This window comes from Actinokineospora guangxiensis, assembly GCF_042657845.1.
GTDB classification, from domain to species: domain Bacteria; phylum Actinomycetota; class Actinomycetes; order Mycobacteriales; family Pseudonocardiaceae; genus Actinokineospora; species Actinokineospora guangxiensis.
Genome location: NZ_JBHSKF010000013.1, coordinates 88,431 through 109,396, shown reverse-complemented (window position 1 = coordinate 109,396; position 20,966 = coordinate 88,431). Strand labels below are relative to the sequence as shown.

Sequence of the window (20,966 nt, the reverse complement as noted above, 5' to 3'; positions counted from 1 at the left end):
CGGAAGACCGCGATCAGCCGACCAGCGCGCGCCAGGTGAGCGGTCCCGCGTTCCCGTCGACGACCAGGCGGTTCGCCGACTGGAAGGAGCGGACGGCCGAGGTCGTCACCGCCCCGAAGCCGCCGTCCACGGCCAGGCCCGCGCCGCGCTTGTTCAGCGCGGTCTGAAGACCGCGAACGTGGTGACCCGACACCCCCTGGCTCAGCGAGTACACGAGCACGGGCCAGGTCTTCGGACCGACCTGCCCGTCGGCGACCAGACCTCGGCCGGACTGGAACCGCTTCACCGCCGCCACCGACACGCCGCCGTAGTGCCCGTCGACCAGCAGGCCCGCACCGCGCTGGTTCATCAGGTGCTGGATGGCCGACACCGTCGCCCCACGCGCGTCCGGGTCGATCGAGGACCAGCCGCCGCCGAGCGCCACGCCGCGCGCGGTCAGGAAGGGCACCGGGTTGACCGTTGTCCCCAGCCCGCCGGAGTGCACCTCGAAGTGCAGGTGCGGCCCGGTGACGTTGCCGGTCGCGCCCATGTCGGCGATCCGCTGCCCGGCCGCCACCGACTGGTTCAGCGCCGCGCGGTAGACGCTGAGGTGGCCGTAGTAGGTGTAGACCCCACCGCCGTGGGAGATCACCAGCGCGTTGCCGGTGCGCCCGCCGAGGCCGCCTCCCCACTGCCTGCGCACGACGGTGCCCGCCGCGGCCGCGTACACCGCCGTGCCGGTGCTGTTCGTGACGTCCTGGCCCGCGTGGGAACCACTTCCGCGCGGCGCGCCGTAGTGCCCGCCCGAGGGGAAGTAGCCGAGCGCCGGGTTGCACCAGCGCCCGTCCCGCAAGGTCGCGGCCTCGGCCCGGCCCGCGCTCAGGACCGGGACGGCGGCGGCCATCCCGAGCACGGCGAGGAACCCCCGCCGTCCGAGCCCGCGCGCGTCATCGCTACAGCCGTCGCACATGTCAGTCCTCTAGTCGTAGGTGTCCTGGTTGACGAACCGGGCGAAGGCGCGCCAGGAGTTCGGCCCCATCACGCCGTCGATCGGTCCCCGGTAGCCCCAGCTGATCGACAGAACATCGCCGCGGCGGTAGTCGTGCAGGTTGGCGACGAAGTGGTCGGCGGCCCGCACGGGGGTGGAGAAGTCACCGCTGACCCAGTAGTGCCCCACCCGCAGGCCCGCCGAGCGGGCCCCGGCGACCTGGTTGGCGTAGTGCGGACTGGTGTACGGGCCTTCCGCTGGCGGCGAGCCACCCGCCTTGACGATGGCGAAGGTGTGCCCGGCCGCCCGCACCTGGCCGAAGTCGATCCCCGCCTGCCAGGTGGACACGTCCACCCCGGTGGCGAGGCCGGGCGGCACCGGCCCGGTGACCGAGGTGGCGTGCCCGGCCGCGACGACCGCTTGCACCAGCATCACGGCCCCCTAGCTGTACTTGTCCTGGTTGACGAACCTGGCGAAGCCCCGCCACGAGTTGGGGCCCATCACCCCGTCGATCGGTCCCGTGTAGCCCCACCGCGCCGCCAGCCGCTGAACCCCGGCCCACGTGTTGACTCCCGGGACGCCGTCGATCGGTCCGGTGTACCCGTAGGCCCGCACGCCGCGCTGCAGGGCGGCGTAGGTGTTGACCCCGGGGACTCCGTCGATCGGTCCGGTGTAGCCCTGCTCGGCGCGCAGCCAGTTCTGGGCGCGCTTCCACATGATCGTCCCGGGGACGCCGTCCTGCTCGGTCGTCGTCTTCGGCAGACCGCCACCGCCGCCGCCGATGTAGGTCAGCGGGTTGATCCGGGTGCCGCCTGGACTGATCATGTGCCAGTGCAGGTGCGGCCCGGTCGAGTTGCCGGACCCCGGCGCGCCTGCCGCGCCGCCGGAGAGCCCGACGACGGCCCCCATTCCGACCCTGGTGCCGTTGCCCAGCAGGAACTGCGACAGGTGCATGTACTGGGTGCGGTAGCCGTTGTCGTGCTGGATGGTCACCGTGTGCCCGCCGGTGCCGTTGTTCGGGATGTTCGTGACGACGCCGCCGCCCGCGGCGGGCAGCCGGGTGCCGACGCCCATGCCGTAGTCGATGCCGCCGAGCGAGCCGCGCCTGATGTGCTCCTCCCACGTGCCGGTGAGGGGGTACCCGGTGAACGGGTTGTAGAAGCCGGCGGCGGCGTGCGCCGCCGTCGCGCCGAGCGCGGTCGCCGCACCCGCCGCCGCCGTTCCGCACAGGGCCGCCGTTCCGCACAGGAAGGTCCGCCTGGTCACACCGTCGCCCGTCATCGCCGACTCCCGCCTCCACCGACTCTGTCGCCACGACGGTAGGAAGGGTGGGGAATAACCCACATCGGGTGATCGACCGACGGCCGTTCGGCGCAGCGGTCCGCTCAGAGGTCCTCCAGCCGGACCAGGCCGTCCTGCAGCGCCCTGGCGACCAGCGCCGCTTTGGTCGGGGCCTCGCGGCCGATGGTCGCGTACTTGACGCGGATGTGCTCCAGATGGGCGTTGACCGTGCTCAGCGAGATGCCCAGCCGCTGGGCCACGAACTCCTTGGACTCCGACTGGAACCACTCGATGAGCACCTCGGTCTCGCGTGCGGAGAGCACCGGCCTGCGCGGGGAACTGTCCCCGGCGAGCACTCCGGCCAGCGAAGGCGGCGTGTACGTCCGCCCCGCCGCCGCGGCGGCGACGGCCGCGCGGAGGTGCGTGGCCCCCTCCGCCTTCGTGAGGTAGCTCAGCGCGCCCGCCTCCAGGCACGTCAGCGCCGTGGCGGCGTCGGCGCGCATCGAGTAGACGACGACCCGCCGCCCGGCCCGGACCAGCCTGGCGAGGTCGGACTCGGCCGGGGCGGGTCCGCCCAGGTGCAGGTCGAGGACGACCACGTCGGCACCGGCGCCCGCCCCGACCCACGCGGCGCCGACGTCGCCCCCGGTGGCCACGACCCGAATAGCGGGCAGGCCCGCGGCCAGCCACTGCGCCACCCCGTCGCGCACGGCGGGGTGGTCATCGATCACGACCGCGCTCAGCTCCTGCGCCACCTGGTCTCCGTCCGCACGAGGTCACCATAAGCGCCGCGCGACACCTCCACCCCGGCGATCCCGGCGGCCGTCCCATCGTCGATCCGGGCGTCGCCGACGACGGCCACCCGCACGTCGTCGCCGGTGCGCAGCACGCTCACCTTCGCCCGCTCCCGTGCTGCCGCCAGTGCCGCGGCGACCGGGCCGATGAGCGCGCGGCGCACCTCGGCGGGGACGTCGGCGGGCACGCCGCCGACCGCCAGCGACACCTCCAGTCCCCGCCGTTCCGCGACCACCACGCACGCGGTGATCTCGTGGACGAGCGGGTCGGGGACCTCGTCGTGCTCGGCGAACAGCCTGCGCAGCTGTGTCGCGGCGAGCGCGCACCGCCGCCGGGTGTCCTCCTCGCGCGGGTCGAGCACCCCGTCGGCGAGGTCGGCCAGCAGGGGCAGCACCGCGCCCAGCCGCCCGGCGAACGCCGTGCGCTGCTCGCACTCCCACTGCTCGGCGTGGCGCACGCGCGCGGCCTGCCGATCGTGCTCGGCTGCCGCCGCCACCGCCTCGGCCCTGCTGCGCGCCAACATCCGGGTGATGACCACGACCGCCAGCTGCAGGCTGACGGCCCCGAACACCACCGACCCCGCCGCGCCCACCTCGGCGACCGGTGCGGGCAGGAACTGGACCGCGCTCACCCCGAGGTGGGCGCCCATCGCGGCGAGCAGCACCGGCACCCGGTCGAGGAGCACCAGCACGAGATGCCACCCCACCAGCCCGAACGCCCAGTCGACGGCCTGGAACCGCAGGCCGTCCGGCACGACGCCCGACGCCAACCACGCCGCCGCCAGCGACGCAGGCACCCCCACCGCGACGACCACCCCCGGCAACGCCCGGCCGCGCACCACCCACGGCACGCAGAGCGCGCTCACACAGCCCAGCACGATGAACGCGCTCCACGACAGCACATGGCTCCCGCCGCCCAGCTGCCGCGCGCACAGTCCGAACTGGACTCCCAGCGCCACCACGAGCAGCGCGATCCGCATGGTGGCGTACACCTCGACGGCGGAACGCTCACGCACCGGACCACTCCAGCCGCACGGTCGTCCCGCGTCCTGGCTGGGAGGTGACCGCAGCGCGTCCCCCGACCGCGGCCATGCGCTCGACGACCGACCCCCGGATGCCACGACTGGCGGACGGCACTTCCTCTGCCCGGAACCCCCGTCCCGTGTCAGTGACGGTGACGACCACGCCGCGGCCGCCGGCGCGGGCCTCGACCTGGGCGTCGCCCACCCCGGCGTGCCGGACGACGTTGGACAGGGCCTCCCGCACCGACCGGACCACGGCCAGCGCCACCGGTGCGGGCACGAGCACCCCGCCCGGCAGACGGGCGTCGACAGCGAGCGGGACGCGGGACACCACCACCGCGAGGGAAGCGCCGAGGTCGACCGGGCCCCGGCTCTCCGGCGGCTCGCTCGTCAGCACGGACAGGTCGTGGCGGGCGTACTCGGCCACCTTCTCCTTCGACACGTCCGCTCCGCCTGCCGCGACCAGCAGGAACGTCGAGGAAGCGGTGTCGTGCAGCAGGGCGAGGTACTCCCGCTCCCGCAGCCTGCGCGCCACCGACGTCGACTCGGCCAGGTCCAGCTCCGCCCGCCGGACCCGCAGCTCGTCCACCCGCCGACTCGACCGCCGCGCCAGCGCGAACCCGAGCCGGGCCAGCGCGCACTCGACCACCACCCGCACCACGACAGCAACCCCGCCCCCACCGGTCGCGAGGTGGACCGCCAGCAGCAGCCCTGCCACGGGCACAGCCACCCGCGCCCGCCACTCCCACTGCACGGTGATCGCGGTCATCGTCACCACCTGCAGCGCCCACTCCGACTGCCCCGCGGCCCAGCACACCACGACCACCCGCAGCACGGCCGCCGCCAACCCCGCCCACGCCGCCCGCCCGGTCACCGCGACCCACCAGTCCACCGCCGCCCCGGCCACCACAACCCCGAACACCGCCACGGGAACGGACACGCCGAGCACACCGAACGCGCTGACCAGCACCACCACACAGCCGCGCACCGCTGCGGCGAAGCGCCGCGCCGACAACGCGAACGCCGCCTCGACGTCGCCCCGCCCGGAACCCGGCACCGGGAGACCCTAGCAACGGAGTGCGGTCCGCCGAAGGACTCCCGATCGCGCGGGAACAGGCTCCGGAGCCCTTGCCTTGCGGCTGGAGCAGCGAAGATCGACCGTGTTGGCGCGGCGGGGCGAAGTTCGCTTAGCTGCTGGGATGCTTCGGCGGATCTCGTCCCGGACCGAGGCGGCGAGCCAGGCCACCTCGACGTCACCTCGCCGACGGGCGAGAATCCGGGGGCACCGACGTCGGACAACCGGGTGGAGGACCAGCAGTGAGCGACTGGAACAAGGCGGTCATCGAGGAGTTCCGCGCCAACGGCGGCAAGGTCGGCGGCAACTTCGCGGGCGCGCCGTTGCTGCTCCTGCACAGCACCGGAGCCAAGTCCGGCCAGCGACGACTCCACCCGATGATGTACCAGGACCTCGGCGACGGCCGCGTGGCCGTCTTCGCCAGCTACGCGGGCATGGACGTCCACCCCGCCTGGTACCACAACCTCGTGGCGACCCCGGAAGCCACCGTCGAGATCGGCACCGAAACCCGCCCCGTCACGGCCCGGGTGGCCGGGGACGAGGAGCGAAGCCCGATCTGGGAGAAGCAGAAAGCCGATTACCCCGGCTTCGCCGACTACGAGAAGAAGACCGACCGCACGATCCCCGTGGTCATCCTCGAACCGCGCGCCCGCTAGTCCGCGGGCCTCGCCACGGGGGCGGCTTCGGTGATGTCCGAGCGCAGGACCGCGTACAGAACCATGTCCCGCCACGCACCCGCCCGGAAGCACGCCCCGCGCAGCACACCCTCCCGAGTGAACCCGGCCTTCTCCAGCGCCCGCCGCTCGGCAACGTTCGCCCGCTCGGTCGATGCCTCCACCCGGTTGGCCTTGGTGTGGTCGAACAGGTAGTCGACCAGCAGCCGCTGCGCCCGGGTGCCGTGCCCGTGCCCCCGCTCCGCCGCGAGCAGACCCACCCCGATGTTCCAGCAGGGCGAGGCGGGCCCCTGGAACACCTCCCGCCACTGCACCTCGCCGACGAACCGATCGTCCTCCCCGACCACGGCCAGCCGCCCACCCTTGTCGGTCAGGAAGCCGACCTCGGCCCACTGCCGACGCAGCACCCCGGGGTTCCGGTGCCCGAAGAAGCCGAACTCCCCGGCTTCGCCGGGATCGCCGTGCAGACGCTCCAGCAGGTCCAGATCCCGCTCCACCAGGGGACGCAGCGCCACGAGTTCGCCCATGCCGCTCAGCCTAGGTCCCGGAGAGGAACGGGGCTGTCGTCTACCGAGGAGGCCCGAGGCCAGGCCGGCGACGGCGCTGAAGTCCTGGCGCACCGTCGCGGTGACGTCCGGGTCGCGGGCGAGGGTGGCGCCCGCCGCGTAACCGGTCGCCGGGGACCAGTCGGTGTGGACGACGGGTGGCGGGGTCGTGCCGCGGTCCGTGAGCGCGCCGCGTTGTTGCGGCGGTAGCCGAGTGCCGCGACGGCGGCGCGCACCCTGGTGGGTCAGCAGCACGCGCACGCGCTGCGCCGTGACGGGGCCGAAGGTCACCCGGTTGTAGTTGCCCACCGGGTCCCCGGGGACCTGACCTGGTTGGGTGCCGCCGTCCACGCGCTGCCTGCCCAGCACTGCACGGTGTAGGCGGCGGGCGGGAGGCGAGGCTGACGCCCGCCTTGGCCGCCGTGTCCACGACCCGCGCGTCGCTGTGCACGACCTGCGTGGGCGCCTGCGCCCCGGAGACCGCCCGGCTGAAGGCCACGGTCCCGGAGGTGCTGACCGCGCCCGTGGCCGGGTTGCAGGTGTACGGGGTCAGCTGGTTCACCGTGCACCGCGCGGACTCCGTCGACGAACACCGGGTACCCCTGCGGCCCACCCGGGTAGCGGACCCCGCGACGCCGCACCGTGGCAGTTCTCCTGGCAGGGCGTCGAGTACTACACCCTCATCGAGGGCAACGACTACCGGGCGACGTTCGAGGTCACCCCGCTCCCCGCGTAGACGGGGGAGGGGCCGGGCGGTGCCCCAGCGCCCGGCCCCTCGTCGTCTGTCCGCCGTCAGCGGTCGCGGGGCTGCTCGGAGAGGAACCGCTCGAACTCGGCGCCCAGTTCGTCGGCGCTGGGGACGCGGTCGCCGTCGGCCAGGAGGGACTGCTGGGCGTCGTACTGCTGCTCCAGGTTCTCGACCAGGTGCGCGACCTCGTCGGACTCCGAGACCTGGCGGGCGATCTCGGCGTCGGCCTGCCGGGCGGATTCCCGCAGGCTGTCGGTCGGGACGTCGAGGCCGGTGGCGGCCGTCAGCGCCGCGATGAGCGCCAGAGCGGCCGTGGGGTAGGTGCTCTGCGCGAGGTAGTGCGGCACGCAGGCGGCGAAGCCGACGGCGTCGCGGCGCGCCTCGCCGAGGCGGAACTCCACCAGTGCCGAGAGGTGCCCCGGCACCTGGACCCGGCCGAACGGCGACTGGCTGGTGACCAGCTCGGGCCGCGTCCCGTGGGAGATGACCTTCAGCTCGCGGGTGTGCGGGACCGCCATCGGGATGCCGTGCGCGCTGACCGCCAGCCGCACGCCCCACCGCTCGACCAGCGCCAGCACCGCCGCGGTCACGGCCTCCCAGCCCCGGTCGGGCTCGGGGCCGGTGAGCAGGAGGAACGGGGTGCCCGCCGCGTCGTGGGCCAGGCGGACCACGAGTTCGGGGGCGTTGTACTCGGTCCAGCGGTCGGAGTCGTAGACCATGGTGGGACGTCTCGCGCGGTAGTCGACCAGGGAGTCGACGTTGAACCGGGCGACTGTCCGGTGCTCGAACACGTCGAGCAGGTGGGACACGACGGTGGCTCCGGCCGCTCCGGCGTCCATGAACCCGTCGAAGTGGTGCAGGAGCACGACCCCGTCGAGATCCGGGACATCGGAGTCGATCTCAACCATGTCCTCCGGGTCTGACACGGGCTACCTCCACGTTATCGACACGCCTGCTCTTCGGTTCAGCACCGGTGGGCCGCTGGCTATTCCCGGGGTGTTTCGGGCGGCTTGCGGGTCGGCGCCGAAGCGGTCACACCATGCCAGAGGGGGTTGGTGGGTGCTTAGGGGGTGGTCCCTTCGTTGGCGGCTTGGCCGGGTGGTCGGGTTGGCTGGGGGGTGTCCGATGGGGTGAATTCGCTTCGGCGATGCTTTTCTCCCCCAGGCGAAGCACCTGTTGGGTACGTATCGTGTCCGGCATGGCTGACCAGGGGAAACAGGCGAAGCGGACCCGCTCCACCCGACACCAGGACAGGAAGCGGCCAGCACGAGCGCTGGTGTTGGACTCCTACGCGCGGCTGTCGCAGGTGCCGGAGACAGGCGAGTTGGAGAAGATCGACGACCAGCACACGGACAACCGTCGGGTGATCGCCGCTGCGGGTGCGGTGGTGGGGCTTGAGTTGGATGACGGTCTGTCGGCGTGGAAGCGCGGGGTGCGGCGGCCGGACTTCGAGCGGTTGTTGGAGCGGGTGGAGTCGGGTGAGTCGGATGGGTGCGCGGTGTGGCACACCGACAGGTTGTTCCGGCAGCCGAAGGACCTGGAGCGCCTGATCGACCTGGCCGAACGCGGGTTCGTGATCTTGTCCGCTCATGGCGCGCGGAACCTGGCGAACTCGGATGACCGGTTCATCTTGCGGATTGAGGTGGCGCAAGCGGCGAAGTCCAGTGATGACACGTCGCGGAGGTTGAAGCGCCGGTTTCAGGGGATGCGGGAGCGGGGTCGGGCGCATACCGGGGGCCGTCGCCGTGTGGGGTTCTCGGGGTTGGAGCCTCCCGGACACGGCACCGGTCCTAACGGGGAGCGTTTGCCAGTGTCGAAGGCGTTGATCGCGAAGGAACGGGCGGCGATCAAGGATGCGATTCGGGGACATCTGGCGGGGATCTCGTTGGGTGAGTACGCCCGTCGGTGGAACGAGGCGGGGTTGCGGACCTCCACCGGGCAACGGTTCATCGCCACTACGGTCAAGACCACGCTGTTGCGGCCGGAACTGGCCGGGATCATCGAACACGACGGCGTGGTCGTCGGTCGGGTGCGGGGCAAGCCGCTGATCGCTCCGGAGGTGTTCGAGCGGTTCCGGGCGTTGGTCACCAGCCGCAAGAGCGGTCCGCCGGTGGGGCTGCGGTATCTGGGGTCGGGTCTGCTGCGGTGTGGGGTGTGTGGGGCGAAGATGTTCGGCCGCAATGACGGTCAGCGCCTCTACAGCGATGGGGAGAAGCGGCGGCGGTACATGTGTTCGTCTCGGCATGGGGGCTGCGGGAAGATCAACATCGATGCCCGGGGCGCGGATCGGGAGATCAAGAGCTTCGCGTTGGCGCGATTGAGCGACCCGGCCAGCGCCGCTGAACTGGCCAGGGGCAGCGCGCGCCGCAGCGAGCGGATCGCCGAACTACAGGACACGCTGAGCACGATCGAGACGATTCAGAAGTCGCTGTCGGGCCGGTTGGGGGTGCGGAAGATGACCCTGGCGGCGTTCGATGAGGCGATGGAGCCGCTGGCCCGGGACCACACGGCGGCGACCACGGAACTGGACGCCTTGTTGAGCGCCCCGTCGGATGAGACCGCGACGCGGGCGGAGGCGGTGGAGGAGTGGGAGGCCCGTTGGGAGGACAGTGACCTGCCGGGGCGTCGAGCGTTGTTCGCCCGTGCGTTGGGGGACGCGACTTGGCTGGTGGTCGATCCGTCCGGGCCGCTCCGCAACCGGTTCGACCCGTCCCGGATGCGGCCCTGCGAGCCGTTCCGGCGGGGTGCCGACACCAGGTCCACCTAGCCGGGCGCACACAGGCCGAGGGCCGACCGCTGACGTGCGGTCGGCCCTCGGCTCGTGTGGTCACTTTCTGTGTTGGCGGGTGGTGTCGATGTGGCGGGCTATGGCTGCCACGGCGGCGATGTCCTCACGGGTCATCGGCGGCAACGTCGAACAGAGACGCGCCCACCGCTGAAACGTCTCCGTGGCCATGTAGCCGCTGTGACCGTCGGGGTTGGTGTCGTGTTCCCACTGCTCTCTCCTGTCGTTGTGGGTGTCCCCGTGGCGCTGGTCGCTGTGCTCGGTGTTGGTCGTGTGTCTCACCCCCTCTCGGGCTGCTGGTCCGTGCGTGGTTCAGTCGGTGAACAGGGAGCCCAGAGCGGAAAAGCCGGAGGTGATCAGGTCGGCCGCGCCGTTGGCGAGACCGGCCCCGATCGCGGTCCCGGCCAGCAGGACTCCGGCGAGGCAACCCAGCAGCGCGGTGCTGGGCTTATGCCGGTGGTGGCGGCACAGGTACACGATCAACGCCAGCAGCAGCAACGGCACGGCGATCACCACCACCTGACCCCCGCCCCCGGTAGGGGCAGCAGCCAGCGTGTGGGCCGCGTGGGCGGTTTCAGCGTGGAATGGCATGTATTCACCCCCTTCCCGCCAGAGAGGGTCTACCTGCCTACTGGGCAGGTCAGGGCTGGTTTCCGGGTGTCTACCGGCGGGTCTACCCGCCTCTACCGGGTAGACCCGGGTAGAGGCCATCCCGGCGGTGTCGGCAGGGCCGGTCACGGCTGCTCACCCCGCGACCGCCGGCCTTCCCATGCCCCCTGGATCGGGTCGCGGCGGTAGCCGTTGCGGTTGCGCTGCCCGATCTTGACCTGAGCTGACCGCACTCCCAACGGCGCGAGCACGCCGGCCAGATCTTCCGCAGTCCACCCCCGGTACCGGCCGTCCACATCAGCAAGTCGAGACAGGAGCGTGTCTGTCCACAAACGATCATCCGCGCCGAACGCGGCCAGCACGTCCGCCACTCCCGCCTGATCCACCGGCTCTGCCGAACCATCCGCAACGGCCGCCGGCGTCAACGCCCGCGCCGCGTCCCGGGTGGCGACATCGATCCGTGGCAGGCCGCGTGCGGCCCTGTGGCTGCCGTTGACCTTGGCCCGGCCTGAGGGAACCAAACTGATCTTGTTGAGGATGGGGTCACGGGCTCCGGCCGCGTGCACGTAGCACACCCCGGCGTCCTCGGGGCTCTCGCCGGTAGCGGGGTTGAGCCGGTCCGGCCGCCACCCTTCGGCGACCATGTTCGCGCCCAACGTGAGCCGGACGTCGGCGTGACGGCAGGCGTGCATGACCTTGAGCGCGGTGAACTCCGCGACCGCCGCGCCCAAGGTGTCGGAGGTGGCCTCGCTGGATGCCAGGATCACCGTCACCCGGGCTTTGCGACCGACCCGAATCAGATCCACCGCGAGCGACTTCGCACGGTCGCTCAGGCGCGGGTACTCGTCACAGAACACGATCACCGCGGGACGTTCCGCGGACACGTCCCAGGCGTCACCCATTCCCAGGCCAGACAACAGTTTCGGCCGTGCCTCCGCCATCGCCAACGCTTCGGCAAGTGCGTCTTCGACGCCGCGTGCGTCCCGCTCGGAGCGAGCTACCGCGCCCCCGAGGACTTCCAGCCCGTTGCCTGCCGGGTCGAGATCCCACACCACCGCGTCAACACAGGCGGACACCGCGTCGGCCAGCGTGCGGAGAGTCTGCGACTTGCCCGACCCCGGACCGCCGATCACCACCCCGTGTACCCCCAGCAGGGACAGGCGCAGCGGTTCCCCGGTCATGCGAACCCCTACCGTCTGCGGATCACGCAGCGACAACGAGGCTGGCGGGTGATCGGGGGCCAGGGCGATGCCAGCGAACGGGTCACGTTCGGCGAGCCGCAGCACCACCCGCGCCCGCCGCGCCCGATCAGGCGCAGCCAGCACACCCCCGGACGGGAGATCGAGCGTGGTCTCCAACTCGGCCACCTTGGCAACTAGCCCGGCTGGTGTGCCCTTGCGCAGCACCACGGCCGTCTCCCACCCCCACGCACGCCGTTGAGCGCTCTCCACCGCGCGCAGCTCGATCCCTTCGGCGGTGACCGCGCGGGACACGCAGTCGGCCGCCTGAGCGCGCGTGTGGGCGTCCGCGATCGGGAACGGCTCCGTCGGGTCCGGCTCCGGCATGGCGGGCATACCGGGTCGGTCCGAGCGCGGCCTACGAGCACGGCCGATCCCCGCGAGCACCGCCCACCCGGTCAGGGCGGCGGCCCACCCGGCGGCAGCGCCGTGACGGGACACCACCGCCGACACCCCGAGCGCGAGCCCGCCACACAGCAGCGTCACGAGAGTCAGGCGGCGGTAGGCCGTCCGGCGCCAGGCATCCCGCGCCTGCTTCACCCGGTGCGCCCGCGCCCCCTCCACCTCCAGCTCCCGAACGAGCGGCCCATAGTCGCGATAGGCGAGCACGTAACGGCCGATCCGAGCCAGCAGCCAACCCGCACCCACCACGGCCAAGCCCGACAACCGGACCACACCGGGCATACCACGCACGGCCAGCCACCACACCGCGACCCGCACACCGCGCCACGCCAGCCGCGCGGCAAGCCGGGGGGCGATGTGCACCAGCCACGCGCCAGCATCCCGGCACCACGGACCGGCCCACCGCCACAGCGGCACCAGCACCCGCCGCGCGCCAGTCCAGACCAGCCGTGCCGTTCGCCTTGCGGCGGTGGCCAGCCAACGCCACCCCTGCCACCGGGCGAGCGCCCGGCCCGCGATACCGAGATAGGCCAGCGCGGGCCAGTACGTCACCCAGGACACGTACGCACGCGACACCCGATGACGTACACCCACACCAACCAACACCAGCCACGCCACGGCCCGCACCACCAGCGCGCGAACCGCCAACACGACCCGAGACCGGGCGCGCGGCCCGGTGGGCCTCACTGCCAGCACCACCCGGTGACGCGCTTCCGGCGTGCCACGTCGACCCGCCCGACGAGACGTGGTGTGCCGGGCCGACAACACACGCGGCCCACGCCGCGCCTCACGACCCGGCAACGACCCCCGATGACCCCGACTTCCGCTCATCGGGCATCACCACTGCCCCACCACACGACCGCCTCAGCGTCCGCGTAGTACGCCGCAGCCGACTCGTACGCATCCGCGTATGCCTCAGCGACCCGAGCGACCTTCGCAGCCTCATCGGCGACCTGGCGATACAGCCAACCGCCCAGATCCGGGCAAGCGGCCACCGCCTCCAACTCTTCTCCCAGATAGCCCAGGTGGAACAGGCGGGCCTGGAGAGATTCCCAGCGTTCGATCATGTTAGTTGGCTCCTACTTGGAGGTACCGACTCGCGGATTGCGAGCCGCACCACCAAGTAGGCGGCCAACGACCGAAATGGCCTATGTCAGTTCTTGAATGGACGATTCACGCGCCGAATACTCGCAGGTCACTCTCAAGGCGACCCTGGTCAGTATTTCAAACGGGAATAATTATCCCATGAGGGAATATCGACCTGTCGACGGACAGTGCATCGGGATGCCCATGATCGTAATGATGCGCAGTGCGTCTAGGTTGTCCGCTTGAGCTCACGGAGCATCTCGCGGAACTCCGTGCCTGATCGAGCGCCGTAGGTTTCGAGTTCGTTGGAAAGCTCGGTGGCCACCATGAGCAGCGAGGGGCGGCTTTGGCGTTCGTTCTGGAGCGCTCGAAGTCCGATCTTGCTCGCCTCGTCGGTTTCGCCCTGCCTGGCGGCCACAACTGCGAGGGTTAGCTGAGCCTCCGCGTTGCGCATCGGAGCATTCAGCGACCCGTCGGGGTTCCGGCTCCGTCGGATGACCTCTTCGGCGTTCCTCTTAGCCAGATCGTCTTGGCCGACTATGCGGTAGGTGTCCATTGCATAGAAGTCCCACTTGTCGGGGTCGACTACGAAATGGTTCGCAGGGTTCTCCGGATAAGGAAGTCGGTCCAGCAGTTCGCGACCCCTTTCCAGGGCAGCGTGAACTTCCTCGCGCATTCCGAGGCGCGCGTACGCCTTGGCCTGCTGGCCAAAAAGTTGAACAGACACGGAATGAGAAGGTGCGGCCAGGGTTCCCGACTCGGCTGCGGGAATCACCGCGCGATAATTGCCAGCCGTCAGGTGAAACCAGGCCAACATCTCGTGAGCCCACCCGATGATTCCTGGATCGCCGCTTTCCCGCCCGAGTTCCAGAGCCATCCGACGGGTGGCTTCAGCCGACCGTGCATCACCCAGGTCGTACTCAAGGCATCCAACTAGGAGGGCGAGCATTCCGGCATTGTGAAGAATCTCACGGTGCTGCGAGAGAGTGAGCCGATTGCCCAATAGTTCGGTCATGTTCCCGAGCCACTGCTTGCCGGTAACGATCAACTGGCTCGCATCGCCGTGCGAGTAGTCACAGCAAAGCTGTTCGATGGTGATTCCCAGCGCATCGACTGTCGCTGAACTGATAGCGGACGCGCGGACGCGCCGCAGAAGCTCCAGGGTGTCCATCCCAGTGTGAGCGATCAACAGATCATCGCGGTCACCGGCTTGGCCCTTGCCGTCCCCGGGACCGGAAGTAGCTCCAATCGGACTGAAGTTTCCTTGTTCGGCCAACGAGAACCACAGGAGACGTGCCGGGAGATGCAGCGTCTTCGCGATGTGGCGAAGAGTTCCCAAATTGTCTTCGGGGCGCGGCTTTGCGTTCTCAAGCTTACTGACTTGCCCTTGGTTCAAGCCGAGCCAGCGGCCAAGTAGTTCTTGACTCATCGGCTTGCCAAAGAGTTGCAGATAGCGCGGATGGTTCCGATACGCCTTGAGTACCTTGCCGATGTCCTGGCTTTGGAATGCCGCTTGAAACTGATCGGTCTCGAAGAACTCGTCTCGGAGCTGGACCGGCGGTGTGCGGAGTTGATCTCGCTGCTCCCGATGGCAACGGCTGCACAAGCGCGCTGTGTTGTCCAACGCGAGAACCGCGCCACAGCCAGCACAGCGCCGATTTTGCGGCCCTGCCGGCAGTCCGCTCTGAGCCTCCATCCGCCCCTCGCCCTACGCCGTGGCTCTCATCTGCAACTCCAGAGTACCCAGACACCAACGGACGCACCACCAGACACAAGCTGTGCCAACAAGACGTGCATCATTCAAGCCTTGAATGATGCGATTCAATCAATGAATGGACATGGCCGCGGGTGCTCGAAACAGTGGATTCGCGCACAACCGCCAGTCGCACCCAAGAAGGCAGGGCATCATGTCGCACCAGTTCTCGCCGCTGCGTGAACGATGATCGTCACGGCATCTCTCTCGACTGGAATTGCACGCACGACTCGCGGCCTACAGGAAAGTATCGACCTGATGGATCACATCCTCGCGATCGAACATAAGAACTGGGAGACCATCCTGTGCATCGGCGATGTCGAGTTCCGAACATCAAAGGGTGGTGGACCCTATCCGAATCATCAGGTGAGGGTCAGCGTCAAACCGTCATCAGGTTACGCGGCCATCAACTACATGGACCACGATGATGCCGAGATGGTGGTCGCAAACTCCTACAATCCCGACCGCCCCTTGCCGGATGTTTCATTGGTGTTCAACGGAGAATCGGGGACGGTGTTCCCGCGAACTGCGGCGATCTTGATCGGGGATGCGCGAAAGGCGCTCATAGAGTGGCTGAACACGCGGCGTCGCCCCGCATCGATCGCATGGCGTCCGTTCGATATCTACTGAGAGGTTATCGTGGCGATTGTCGATCAGGAGTTCGGTAGAGACATCGACATGTGTCTTGAGGCTTTGAATGTGCGTAGGTGGTGTGTTGTCGCGTTCAGTGAGCCTGTGAGCGCTGTTGGCGCATACCTGCGCTTGCCTACGGTTGTGGATGTGGTGGTGATGTGGTCGGAGATTGCGGCTCTGTCCTATCGGACACCCCGGCGGGACGGTATGGACCCGTTCGCTCCCGATCACGTTCTGGGCAGCCCTTACCACGGCCCGTCGCTATGGGTTCTTCGCTGGGCTCTCAGCCGAGAGCCGCCAGGCGACGAGTTGGAACTGATCTTTCCTGTGCCGCCTGATTTCGCGACGTTCCCCGTGGATCGTGAGAAGCGGCGGGTGTGGCTGCCCAAGACAAGTGCCGCGAACGTGGACGGAGGCAGGTGAATGGCGGAGGTCATCGACATCTGCCCGGTAGCGGCGCGAAAGTTTCTGAGTTTCGAACTGGGCATGTGGTGCGCGCGGGCGGGTGCGAGGCATGTTGATATCGGTTCCCGATTGGGGGTGACGCGCGCATCAGTGAGTCAGATGATGGCCGGAAAGAACCTGCCCAGCCGCGCGGCGCTGGAACTGATCCTGTCGTTTCTCGGCGCGTCTCACCGCACAAGCGCGTTGTCCACGGTGCTGGACATCGCCCGCAGCGGCACGGGCGCAGCCCGGGACCACGTGAGCACGGCGGGATGGGTGGTTCGCGACGGCGCATTGTCGTTGGCGTTGGAATCCCGCGCGTCGTCAATGGATGTGTTAGACACCGCCAATATCGCGCCGCTTCTCCGGTTGCCGTCCTATGACCGCAGGTTCCGTGCGGTCAACGACCTGTCCGGGTTGTCCCCATGTGAATCCTGGCGGCCGACCATAGGAGAGTTCGGCGACAGGGTGCGGTGGATTGTCGCTGAGTCCGTCTTGGACGACTCCGTGGGCGCTCCAGTCCCGGCGGAACAGCTACACCACCTGGTTCAAGCCAGCCTGTTGCCTGACGTGTCGGTTCGGCTGCTCCCGAACAGCGCGGCCTTGCCGGGCCGTGCGCGGGCGAGCTTCTGCGTGTTCCGGTCCCCGGACTGGACGGTGGCCTACCAGGAGAACGACGTGGAGAGCCGCTACTTCACCGACCCTGCTCTCACCGGGAAGTACGAACACACCTTCGATGCGCTGTTCACCGCCGCGCTGGACGAACAGCGGTCCCGTGACCGGATCACCGACCTGACTGCCTCCCACGCCCGTGACGGTGCCCTGCGAGACGAGGTGACGGTATGAGCGGCCCCCGCCGACCACCGCAGGCGCGTGATCGTCTGCTCGGGGCACTGCTGCGCACCCTGCGTCGCCAGCACACCACCATGAACCTGATGGACGCTGCTCATGCCGCGCAGATCTCATCCGCCACTTTGAGCCGCACGGAGAACGGCCGACGTCATATCGAGATCGAAGACGTCGCCGTACTCCTGACCCTCTACGGCGTGCCCGCCGCCCAACGATCCGAGCTGATCAACGAAGTCCGCGCTGACATCCACCACTTTGGACAGTGGGTGCGACCGTTCACCGGCATGTCGCCGGACACGGCCTTGTCCAGCCTGGAAACCAGCGCCGCTGCAGTCACCTCATGGTCGACAATCGCGATACCCAGCCTTCTACACACCCAGGGTTACGGCATTGCCGCGATGATCGCCGACGGTCACCCGCCGGACGAGGCGGAAGATCACTGGGCCGCCCGCAACGACCGCCAGAACGCGCTCGGAAGCACCGACTACACGGCCTACATTCATGAGACCGCGCTTCACACTCCACACGGCGGGGTTGCGGTGTTGGGTGAGCAGTTGCGGCATCTCGCCGAGGCCGCCAACAGGGGTGTCGGGGTGAGGGTTGTCCGCGCAACGGACGCGGTGGGCCTGTCCGGGCATTCCTGGACCCTTCTCGCCTTTCCCGACGACCCACCCGTAGCCCACATCCGTCTGCACCGCAGCAGCGTGTTCCTGCACGGCCCCGAATCCGAGACCTACCACCGACACACCACACGTCTGCGCCACGTCGCCCTTTCAACAGCCGACACCGGCACCTACATACGACAGGTGCGGGCGCGGCTGGGCGGTGATCGACGGTCGCTGATTGCGCTTAGGCAGGCGTAGCGCCGCATGTTGCCTTCGTAGAGAAGGCCCCGATCGTCGCCGACATCCGCTGGCGCAATGCCCCAACCAGACCCAAGACCGGCTTCGCCACCGACTCACCCATCCGCACCTGGAGCCATTACCCGATCAAGGTTGCGTGACGCAGCACTAGCGACGGTGTTTTGTGGGTTTCCAGTCGGCAGGGGCGAGTTCGTCAATGTCGGTAATCACCGCCCCTATCGATGGGTAGCGTTTTATCCTGGTGTCAGTGTGAGTGCATCGGCTGATGATTGATCGAATCTTCTCGGGCGCACCATTGATGGACTTTCGACCAGTAAAGATGAACGATAAAACGTGACCAATGGCGTAGATCTCAGCAAGGATGTCGAAGTCTTTGAACCGGTCCAAAGTAGGGTCGATGATTGTCCCCTTCATGGACGATCCTGTGTGGGTCAACTCTGAACTCGGGTCTTTGTGAAGACCGAAGTCGGAAAGTTTGACCGTGACCACGGGGTGCTCGTATTCCTTGAGTAGAATGTTGCGCTTGCTAATATCGCGGTGCGGAATTCCTTTGCTGTGCAGATGGTGTAGCGCGTAGAGAAGTTGGAGAGCTATACGCTTGCGCGTGGAGAATCCTAAGCTGTTATTGTGCCTGGTGATGAATGCGTCAAGTGTCGAGTGGCAATACTCCATCGTGTAGCACTCCGCCGCCCTATCGTAGCGGTAGGCTTCTACGATGTAGGGAAAGTTCAAAGATTTTAGTACCTTGTACTCGCCCCTAAACCGCGCTAGATCCCTGTCTGTAAGCCCGGCCTTGGCCTTCTTGCGAGCAAACCATAACCCAGCTTCATCGTCGAAGAACTTGTGCACGATGGCGTACGACCCTTCGCCGATCAGTTGAAGATCGAACCGCTTTCCCGTGCTTGCCCGGCTGGCCATCGCCGAATCGGTAGTAACAAAGACAGGCTCGTAGCGCTCAACCTTAATTATGGGGAAGTCATCCGGGATGGTGCTACCGCCAGAGCGGACAAGAAACTCCTGGCATTGATCGAGCACGGCCTGGTAGATCTGCGCGAGGGTAAAGTCCAAGTCTACGCTCTTTAGTGCTTCACGTACCTCGTCCATCTCATCGATGAGGTCCAGAAGTTGACGACTGTCCTCGGCGTTGTAGTGCTTGTTGACACGGTTCTTCTCATTCATAAACGCAAGCAGTGCGTTCAAGCGCTCATGGAAAGAAGCGAAGATCGTTCGCAGCCGGGGGTCTTCACCCTCATATATGCGCCTGAACGCAGGCGCAACGTCCATCCAGTGGCCGTACTTGTCATTGAGGTCAGCCAGCACAAGGTCCACGCGCACCATGCACCGCAGTATCCCACTCCAACCCGGTCTGCGCACCGACCTCGAAGAACACCGACGGACCCAAGACGACCACCGCACGGAGCCGGATGGTCAGCTCACACGTGCCGATACGGCACCCCGGCGCTGGAAGTCACTAGAACTTTCGGTATGAAACCTGCTTAAACCCGCGCACGATGAGACGGATTGCGTAGGCTATCGTAATCAAAGACCCGACCGCAATCAGGCTTATCGCTGCGACCTGCAACCATTCGGGAGATCCTTGCAAGCCGAACAAGGTTGCAGGATAAGCCGCCAAGAGTGTTACAGTGACAATAGAGAAAGCTTTAAACTCAAGGCGGGAGAGATTGATTTCCGAGTGGCGTGATTCGTCGGCCAGAACAACATTCGCAGGCGACCCGCTCACCCCCAACCGAGGACTGCCCTCGGTCAGCAATGTGTAGCTGAGCCTATGCGTCGCGGTGATCAAGCTAGGTTTGATGCACAGAGCATTGTCTGCTGTTTCCACTTCGGGCGCAGAAACACCTAGACGCCCCGGTTCGGACTCGTTTCCCACCAGGGCTACGACAGAAGCGTTGAAGATGAACTTCAGTGGTTCCGCATGAAAACAGCTTGGAGTGATGTCCTCATCGCTTCGGCTACGAATCGTCAGCGTGACCATGTGCGGACTTTTCAACACCTCGTCTGTGCCCAGACGGCGCACAAGCACTTCCACTTGCCCTCGGAGAGGGCGACTGACCGGCGGCACGATCGGCACTGCCATGACACTGTAGAAGAGGTTCCGCCGCTTCCGCGAGTAGCGGCGGGTCACCCACACGGTGATGACAGCCGCGACCACGACGCCACCCACGGACACCCATACGGCGGCTATGTTCCAACCCGATTCGGCAGCTGCCTGCGACGCCATCAGCACCGGTCAATACAACCAGAGACCGTGCCAGCCCGGAAGGACCATTCCCGGCAGCGAACCGTACGGAGCCGGACTCCGATCCGCTCGGCACGTCCGGGAGAGGAGTCCACCCCTTTGTCACGGTGGCGATTCCGGTCGCGCTCGGCGAGCCCGGCTCAGAGCTTTGGTAGCACCGGCGGTCGGTGCGGCGACGGCTTGACCGTTGACCGCCCGCGTGGCGCGGGTGCCGGGTCAAGCCCGGTCTCACCCGCGTGTGCGGCCAGTGCGCGCCAAGAGCAACGTTCTGAGACGCAGCACTAGCCCGTCACGGGCACAGCCCATGTCCGGCTTCGCAGACACCCCAAAGTCACGGTTACGTATCTATTGACTGATTCCTCCACCGAAGCGAATCCACCCCATCGGACACTGTGTGCGGGGCTGCGACCAGTACTGATAGGTGGTGGGTGTCGGTTGGTTGGCGCCAGGTGCCGGGTGGTGGGGGTGTGCCGTGGGAGGGGGGAGTGTCAGGCGGCTGCGGTTGCTTCTAGTTCGATCAGCAGTGGGGGGAGGGCCAGGCGGGTTACGCCGAGCATGGTGGTGGGTGGGGCTGCTTCTGCCGCCGCCAGTCTGGAGGCCAGCACCGCGTAGTGCTGGAACAGGAGGTCCACGTCGGTTGTGTAGACGGTGAGGCGTACCAGGTTCTTCAGGGTCATGGTGGCTGCGGTGAGGATGGCCTCCAGGTTGTCCAGGCTCATGGCGAGTTGGGCTGCCATGTCGTTGGGGTGCTGGGGGGTGCCGTCGGGGCTCATGGCGGTTTGGCCGGCGCAGTAGAGGGTTCGGGTGGGGGCGGTGATCAGTTCTGCCTGGTTGTAGCCGAGGGCGGTTGACCACTGCCACGGGTTGATCGGGGTTCGTTCCATGGGAGGGAGGGTGCCTGGGTATACATGACATCCTCTGTCAGGTATTCGGTACGG

The 20,966-nt window shown here is 67.9% G+C and carries 21 protein-coding genes; 5 read left to right on the top strand and 16 right to left on the bottom strand.

All coding sequences use genetic code 11. From position 1 onward, the window contains the following. Positions 1–13 precede the first annotated feature (13 nt). From ACFPM7_RS22950 to ACFPM7_RS22925, 6 genes are all read right to left on the bottom strand, one after another. The gene (locus ACFPM7_RS22950; protein ID WP_378249790.1) at positions 14–949 is read right to left on the bottom strand and encodes a peptidoglycan-binding protein; all 936 of its coding nucleotides are present in this window, start codon (positions 947–949) and stop codon (positions 14–16) included. A 9-nt stretch (positions 950–958) separates the two neighbouring features. Continuing rightward, entirely contained in the window at positions 959–1,399 is a 441-nt protein-coding gene (locus ACFPM7_RS22945) for a GH25 family lysozyme (RefSeq protein ID WP_378249789.1), read from the bottom strand. A 9-nt stretch (positions 1,400–1,408) separates the two neighbouring features. Continuing rightward, on the bottom strand, positions 1,409–2,248 hold the full coding sequence (locus tag ACFPM7_RS22940) for a peptidoglycan DD-metalloendopeptidase family protein (RefSeq protein WP_378249788.1): 840 nt from the start codon (positions 2,246–2,248) through the stop codon (positions 1,409–1,411). Between the two features lie 104 nt (positions 2,249–2,352). Next, positions 2,353–3,003, bottom strand: a complete 651-nt coding sequence (locus tag ACFPM7_RS22935; RefSeq protein WP_378249787.1) for a response regulator transcription factor — start codon at positions 3,001–3,003, stop codon at positions 2,353–2,355. Next, a complete protein-coding gene (locus ACFPM7_RS22930; RefSeq protein WP_378249786.1) occupies positions 2,988–4,058 on the bottom strand; it encodes a hypothetical protein in 1,071 nt (356 codons plus the stop codon). The genes ACFPM7_RS22935 and ACFPM7_RS22930 overlap by 16 nt, the downstream gene beginning before the upstream one ends. Then, positions 4,051–5,121: a sensor histidine kinase gene (locus tag ACFPM7_RS22925; protein WP_378249785.1), complete on the bottom strand. Its 1,071-nt coding sequence runs from the start codon at positions 5,119–5,121 to the stop codon at positions 4,051–4,053. Before ACFPM7_RS22925 ends, ACFPM7_RS22930 begins: the two co-directional genes overlap by 8 nt. Before the next feature lie 260 nt (positions 5,122–5,381). On the opposite strand from ACFPM7_RS22925, the gene ACFPM7_RS22920 reads away from it, so the two are divergent. Further along, the gene (locus ACFPM7_RS22920) at positions 5,382–5,795 is read left to right on the top strand and encodes a nitroreductase family deazaflavin-dependent oxidoreductase (RefSeq protein ID WP_378249784.1); all 414 of its coding nucleotides are present in this window, start codon (positions 5,382–5,384) and stop codon (positions 5,793–5,795) included. Here the strand turns inward: ACFPM7_RS22920 and ACFPM7_RS22915 are convergent. Then, on the bottom strand, positions 5,792–6,709 hold the full coding sequence (locus tag ACFPM7_RS22915; RefSeq protein ID WP_378249783.1) for a GNAT family N-acetyltransferase: 918 nt from the start codon (positions 6,707–6,709) through the stop codon (positions 5,792–5,794). The two genes, ACFPM7_RS22920 and ACFPM7_RS22915, sit on opposite strands and share 4 nt — an antisense overlap. Before the next feature lie 441 nt (positions 6,710–7,150). After that, positions 7,151–8,014 (bottom strand): proteasome assembly chaperone family protein, encoded by an 864-nt coding sequence (locus ACFPM7_RS22910; protein WP_378249847.1) that lies wholly within the window; start codon positions 8,012–8,014, stop codon positions 7,151–7,153. A gap of 290 nt (positions 8,015–8,304) precedes the next feature. Here ACFPM7_RS22910 and ACFPM7_RS22905 point away from each other — a divergent pair, with 290 nt between their 5' ends. After that, the gene (locus ACFPM7_RS22905) at positions 8,305–9,873 is read left to right on the top strand and encodes a recombinase family protein (RefSeq protein ID WP_378249782.1); all 1,569 of its coding nucleotides are present in this window, start codon (positions 8,305–8,307) and stop codon (positions 9,871–9,873) included. 60 nt (positions 9,874–9,933) lie between these two features. Here the strand turns inward: ACFPM7_RS22905 and ACFPM7_RS22900 are convergent, their stop codons facing one another. The 5 genes from ACFPM7_RS22900 to ACFPM7_RS22880 form a co-directional block, all read right to left on the bottom strand. Beyond that, positions 9,934–10,173 carry a hypothetical protein gene (locus ACFPM7_RS22900; protein ID WP_378249780.1) on the bottom strand — a complete coding sequence of 80 codons (240 nt, stop codon included), beginning with the start codon at positions 10,171–10,173 and terminating at the stop codon, positions 9,934–9,936. Positions 10,174–10,203: 30 nt separating this feature from the next. After that, positions 10,204–10,407 carry a hypothetical protein gene (locus ACFPM7_RS22895; protein ID WP_378249779.1) on the bottom strand — a complete coding sequence of 68 codons (204 nt, stop codon included), beginning with the start codon at positions 10,405–10,407 and terminating at the stop codon, positions 10,204–10,206. 218 nt (positions 10,408–10,625) lie between these two features. Continuing rightward, complete coding sequence (locus tag ACFPM7_RS22890; protein WP_378249778.1) at positions 10,626–12,758, bottom strand: hypothetical protein; 2,133 nt, start codon at positions 12,756–12,758, stop codon at positions 10,626–10,628. 209 nt (positions 12,759–12,967) lie between these two features. Next, a complete protein-coding gene (locus ACFPM7_RS22885) occupies positions 12,968–13,207 on the bottom strand; it encodes a hypothetical protein (RefSeq protein ID WP_378249777.1) in 240 nt (79 codons plus the stop codon). A gap of 248 nt (positions 13,208–13,455) precedes the next feature. Then, entirely contained in the window at positions 13,456–14,850 is a 1,395-nt protein-coding gene (locus tag ACFPM7_RS22880) for a helix-turn-helix domain-containing protein (protein WP_378249776.1), read from the bottom strand. A gap of 315 nt (positions 14,851–15,165) precedes the next feature. Between ACFPM7_RS22880 and ACFPM7_RS22875 the strand changes: the two genes are divergently transcribed. From ACFPM7_RS22875 to ACFPM7_RS22865, 3 genes are all read left to right on the top strand, one after another. Continuing rightward, positions 15,166–15,609, top strand: coding sequence for an Imm1 family immunity protein (locus tag ACFPM7_RS22875; RefSeq protein ID WP_378249775.1), 444 nt, complete (start codon positions 15,166–15,168; stop codon positions 15,607–15,609). A 426-nt stretch (positions 15,610–16,035) separates the two neighbouring features. Beyond that, positions 16,036–16,902: a Scr1 family TA system antitoxin-like transcriptional regulator gene (locus tag ACFPM7_RS22870; RefSeq protein WP_378249774.1), complete on the top strand. Its 867-nt coding sequence runs from the start codon at positions 16,036–16,038 to the stop codon at positions 16,900–16,902. Further along, positions 16,899–17,768 carry a helix-turn-helix domain-containing protein gene (locus tag ACFPM7_RS22865; protein WP_378249773.1) on the top strand — a complete coding sequence of 290 codons (870 nt, stop codon included), beginning with the start codon at positions 16,899–16,901 and terminating at the stop codon, positions 17,766–17,768. The genes ACFPM7_RS22870 and ACFPM7_RS22865 overlap by 4 nt, the downstream gene beginning before the upstream one ends. Positions 17,769–17,915: 147 nt before the next feature. Here ACFPM7_RS22865 and ACFPM7_RS22860 read toward each other — a convergent pair whose 3' ends face one another. The 3 genes from ACFPM7_RS22860 to ACFPM7_RS22850 all read right to left on the bottom strand — a co-directional run bounded on the left by ACFPM7_RS22860 (position 17,916) and on the right by ACFPM7_RS22850 (position 20,912). Further along, the gene (locus tag ACFPM7_RS22860; RefSeq protein ID WP_378249772.1) at positions 17,916–19,106 is read right to left on the bottom strand and encodes a protein kinase family protein; all 1,191 of its coding nucleotides are present in this window, start codon (positions 19,104–19,106) and stop codon (positions 17,916–17,918) included. A 133-nt stretch (positions 19,107–19,239) separates the two neighbouring features. Then, positions 19,240–20,016 (bottom strand): hypothetical protein, encoded by a 777-nt coding sequence (locus ACFPM7_RS22855; protein ID WP_378249771.1) that lies wholly within the window; start codon positions 20,014–20,016, stop codon positions 19,240–19,242. Positions 20,017–20,516: 500 nt separating this feature from the next. Further along, on the bottom strand, positions 20,517–20,912 hold the full coding sequence (locus tag ACFPM7_RS22850; protein WP_378249770.1) for a RidA family protein: 396 nt from the start codon (positions 20,910–20,912) through the stop codon (positions 20,517–20,519). Between the last annotated feature and the right edge of the window lie 54 nt (positions 20,913–20,966).

What these genes read in the sequence shown, in the direction of transcription:
- ACFPM7_RS22950 (WP_378249790.1), bottom strand. Translation starts at nt 949, where the DNA reads ATGTGCGACGGCTGTAGCGATGACGCGCGCGGGCTCGGACGGCGGGGG.
- ACFPM7_RS22945 (WP_378249789.1), bottom strand. Translation starts at nt 1,399, where the DNA reads ATGCTGGTGCAAGCGGTCGTCGCGGCCGGGCACGCCACCTCGGTCACC.
- ACFPM7_RS22940 (WP_378249788.1), bottom strand. Translation starts at nt 2,248, where the DNA reads ATGACGGGCGACGGTGTGACCAGGCGGACCTTCCTGTGCGGAACGGCG.
- ACFPM7_RS22910 (WP_378249847.1), bottom strand. Translation starts at nt 8,014, where the DNA reads ATGGTTGAGATCGACTCCGATGTCCCGGATCTCGACGGGGTCGTGCTC.
- ACFPM7_RS22905 (WP_378249782.1), top strand. Translation starts at nt 8,305, where the DNA reads ATGGCTGACCAGGGGAAACAGGCGAAGCGGACCCGCTCCACCCGACAC.
- ACFPM7_RS22885 (WP_378249777.1), bottom strand. Translation starts at nt 13,207, where the DNA reads ATGATCGAACGCTGGGAATCTCTCCAGGCCCGCCTGTTCCACCTGGGC.
- ACFPM7_RS22875 (WP_378249775.1), top strand. Translation starts at nt 15,166, where the DNA reads ATGATCGTCACGGCATCTCTCTCGACTGGAATTGCACGCACGACTCGC.
- ACFPM7_RS22870 (WP_378249774.1), top strand. Translation starts at nt 16,036, where the DNA reads ATGGCGGAGGTCATCGACATCTGCCCGGTAGCGGCGCGAAAGTTTCTG.
- ACFPM7_RS22865 (WP_378249773.1), top strand. Translation starts at nt 16,899, where the DNA reads ATGAGCGGCCCCCGCCGACCACCGCAGGCGCGTGATCGTCTGCTCGGG.
- ACFPM7_RS22860 (WP_378249772.1), bottom strand. Translation starts at nt 19,106, where the DNA reads ATGGTGCGCGTGGACCTTGTGCTGGCTGACCTCAATGACAAGTACGGC.
- ACFPM7_RS22850 (WP_378249770.1), bottom strand. Translation starts at nt 20,912, where the DNA reads ATGGAACGAACCCCGATCAACCCGTGGCAGTGGTCAACCGCCCTCGGC.